The sequence below is a fragment of the Arthrobacter sp. P1_A5 genome (genome assembly GCF_056406825.1).
The window spans coordinates 1-3,504 of the sequence record NZ_JBFTZL010000276.1 but is presented as its reverse complement, the minus strand read 5'-3'; the positions used below and the strand labels follow the sequence as shown (position 1 = coordinate 3,504).

The 3,504-nt window shown below is 62.5% G+C and carries 3 protein-coding genes; 1 reads left to right on the top strand and 2 read right to left on the bottom strand.

Going from position 1 to position 3,504, the window contains the following annotated elements; genetic code table 11:
- The coding region (locus AC1D1S_RS20200) for an extracellular solute-binding protein (RefSeq protein WP_476995332.1) at positions 1 to 499 on the bottom strand (499 nt) is incomplete at its 3' end.
- 60 nt (positions 500 to 559) lie between these two features.
- A complete protein-coding gene (locus AC1D1S_RS20195) occupies positions 560 to 2,221 on the bottom strand; it encodes a glycoside hydrolase family 13 protein (protein ID WP_476946651.1) in 1,662 nt (553 codons plus the stop codon).
- A gap of 309 nt (positions 2,222 to 2,530) precedes the next feature.
- Between AC1D1S_RS20195 and AC1D1S_RS20190 the strand changes: the two genes are divergently transcribed.
- Positions 2,531 to 3,504 (top strand): LacI family DNA-binding transcriptional regulator (locus AC1D1S_RS20190; protein ID WP_476995333.1); only part of this gene is annotated, 974 nt, incomplete at its 3' end.

Genomic DNA, 3,504 nt, shown 5'->3' with positions numbered 1-3,504 from the left:
CCTTGCGGTAGTACAGAATGCCGCCGTCGGAGGACTCCGGTGCCGCGTAGAGGGTGCCTTTGTAGGAGGCACCCTCCACCGTTGATGGCAACATCCCGACGGCGTCGATTGCCATCTTGTCCTTGAGCGGCTGCAGCCAGCCCTTGGCCGCAAACTCTGCCGTCCAGACCAGGTCCACGGCCATTACGTCGTAGCCGGCGTTCTTGGCCTGGAAGTTCTGCACCAGGTCATCGTGCTGCTGGTCGGCCTGGTCCGTCTGCTCCTTGAACGTGACCTTCTCATTCGGGTGCGCCGCGTTCCACTTATCGATCAGCGGACGGACCACGTTGTTGTTGTCCTTGCCCTGGACGTAGGTGATGGGGCCGCGCCCGTCCAGGCCCTGGGAGGCGGCGTCGCCCCCACCGGCTGTAGTGCCGCTGCTTGTGGTTCCGCCGCAGGCGGACAAAACCAGCGCACCTGCCATCATCAGTGCCGCCGTGGCGGTCAGCTTTGCTTTCATGATTACTCCTTTGTAAATGAACCCGGGCGGGGACGCCGGCGGGTCGGTGGTGGTGAAAGGTCAGATAATCCAGGCAGTGGTGTCCGCCGGGAGGCTTCCGCCAGCCAATGGGCTGCTGGTTGCGACGACGGTGCCGGCCGGCAGCTCGACGGGCTCGTTGCCGAAGTTGGTTATCGACTGCCAGCCGTTGGGTCGGATGAAGTGCAGCACTGCATCATTGGATTGGTTGAGCCATTTGAGTTGTTCTTCGGTCTGAAGGCTGCCGCGCAGTCGAAGTGCCTCGCGGTAAAGCGAGAGCGTGGATTCGGGGTTGTTCTGCTGGGTTGCCACGGCGTAGGCGCTGAACCATTCCGGCTGCGGCAGGTGCGCCGTGGCTTCACCGAACCCGAACGCGATGCCTTCGGTGGTCCAGGGCAGCGGGACGCGGCAGCCGTCACGGCCGATGTCAACGCCTGGGTTGCGGAAGAACGCCGGATCCTGGCGGTCGGCATCAGATATTTCAATGACCTCATGCAGCCCCAGCTCCTCGCCCTGGTACAGGTAGGCAGATCCTGGCAGGGCAAGCATCAGCAGGGTAGCGGCCCGGGCCCTGCGGACACCTTGTTCACGGTCCAGAGCAGGCTCTTTACCGCCGGACAACAGCCACGCCTGGGCCGGGCCGTTGCGCCCGGGACCCTTGGGCAGCCCATAGCGGGTGGCATGCCGGACCACGTCGTGGTTGGAAAACACCCAGGTCGAGGACGCGCCGGTGATCTCGGATTCGGTCAGGTTGCGGGTGATGATCTCCCTGAACTGTCCGGCATCAAAGGCTGCCTGCAGGAGGTCGAAGTTGAACGCCTGTCCCAGGCCCTCGGGGCTGGCATAGCGGCCGCGTCGGTCGGCATGCACCCAGGCTTCGGCGACCGCCGTGCGCGGCGGGGTGTACTCGTTGAACAGGGCCCGCCATTCTGCATAGATCTCGTGGACTTCGTCCCGGTCCCAGAACGGGTGCGTACCGTCCACCGTCTCGTTCTCCGCCGCCAGATCGGCCTTGGCCGGCAGCGGCTCGGACAAATCCTTCACCAGGGCATGGGCAACATCGATGCGGAAACCGTCAACGCCGCGGTCCGACCAGAAACGCAAGGTCTTCAGGAAGTCCTCGCGCACCTCCGGGTTGTCCCAGTTGAAGTCCGGCTGCTCCTTCGCGAACAGATGCATGTACCACTGACCGGCAGTGCCATCCGGTTCGGTAATGCGTTCCCAGGCCGGGCCGCCGAAAAGGGATTCCCAGTCCGAGGGTGGCAACTCGCTCTCCGCGCCCTTGCCTTCACGGAAGATGTAGCGGTTCCGGGCGGCGGAGCCCCTGGATGCGGCGAGGGCCTCCTGGAACCAATCATGCCGGTCAGAGGAGTGGTTGGGCACGATGTCCACGATCAGCTTGATGCCCGCGGCGTGGAGCGCAACGGTCATCTCATCGAAGTCCGCCAGGCTGCCCAGCCTGGCGTCCACGTCGCGGTAATCGTCCACGTCGTAGCCGCCGTCTGCGAGAGCCGAAGGGTAGAAGGGGCTCAGCCAAACGGCGTCAATCCCGAGTGACTTCAGATACGGGACCTTGGCCGTGATGCCTTTGAGGTCGCCCAGGCCGTCACCGTTGGAATCAGAGAAGCTCCGCGGATAGATCTGGTACACGGCGGCCTGGCGCCACCAGTCTGCACCCAACACTTCATCGACGTCGGCATGCATGGTTGAGGTTTTGGTACTCAAGAGTGGGTTTTCCTGTTCTGCCGGGCATCATTGCCGGTCCGACTGGCTGGGATTATATCGACGCTTCGTCGATGCGGTTCATAAGCTGTGATCTACGTCTCTGCGCAAACGTTTGAGTTAAAGATAGACGCTTCGATCCGAAGGCGTCAAGCGTAAAAGCTTCGTTCCCCGGTCTTCTGGCCTGCATGGCTCAACTGAACGCGCTGGTTTCGGCGCAAATTACGCAAACGTRTGCGTTCAATCCGCTACTATGGAAGAATGGCCAATGGGGATCGACATTCAGTGAACATGGTGGACGTAGCCAGGGAGGCGGGCGTCTCGGTGAGCGCGGTCTCGCGCGCCCTGGCCGGGGGCAAGGGCGTGTCCGAACGCACCCGCCTCAAGATCCAGCAACTGTCCGAACAACTCGGCTACGTCGTCTCACCCGAAGCCTCGAAACTCGCCGGCGGGCGAACCGGACGCGTTGGGCTTATCACTCCGACCATCAACGAGTGGTTCTATTCGGCTGTCATCGCCGGCGTAGCGGCAGAACTCACGGCCGCCGGTATCGATGTGCTCCTCTACCCTCTCGATAGCTCCGATGAGAGGCGCCGGTTTTTCGAGGAACTCCCGGCCCGGCGAAAAGTCGATGCCGTCATCAATATTGCCTTCCCCATCACCGAGGAGGAGTGGGAGCGTCTTGACGCGATGGGGGTTCACGCGGTTGTGGCGGGAACAATTACGCCCGGGCGTCCTTCGGTCGGGATCGATGAGGAGTTGGCGGCGCGAGATGCCGTCAATCATCTGCTGGGGCTGGGACATCGGCGGATCGCGATGATCAGCGCCGTTGACCCGGAAGGCAACCACTACTCGGCCGACGTTGGCCGCGAGCGGGGATACCGGAGTGCAATTGCGGCGGCAGGTATTGACGCTGATGTGGAACTGGTGGTTCCCGTTCCATGGGGTATCGAGGGCGGTGCCCAAGGAATGGACAAAATTCTGACCTTGTCACGGCTGCCGACGGCGATATTCGCTTTCTCCGACGAAGTTGCCTACGGCGCTCTCCAAAGACTGCGGCGATCGGGCCTTCGCGTCCCCCAGGATATGTCAATCATCGGGATCGACGACCACCCGATGGCAGAAACGATGGACCTCACAACCGTCCATCAAACACCGTTTGAGCAAGGCGTACTCGCCGGCCGTCTCTCGCTAAGCCTGATCAAGGGGGAGTCACCCGACCAGCAAATCGTCTGCCCGGCAAACCTGGTTGTTCGACGCTCAAC

Bases quoted from the DNA above. Each gene is read 5' to 3' on its own strand.
- AC1D1S_RS20195 (WP_476946651.1), bottom strand. From the start codon at position 2,221: ATGCATGCCGACGTCGATGAAGTGTTGGGTGCAGACTGGTGGCGCCAG.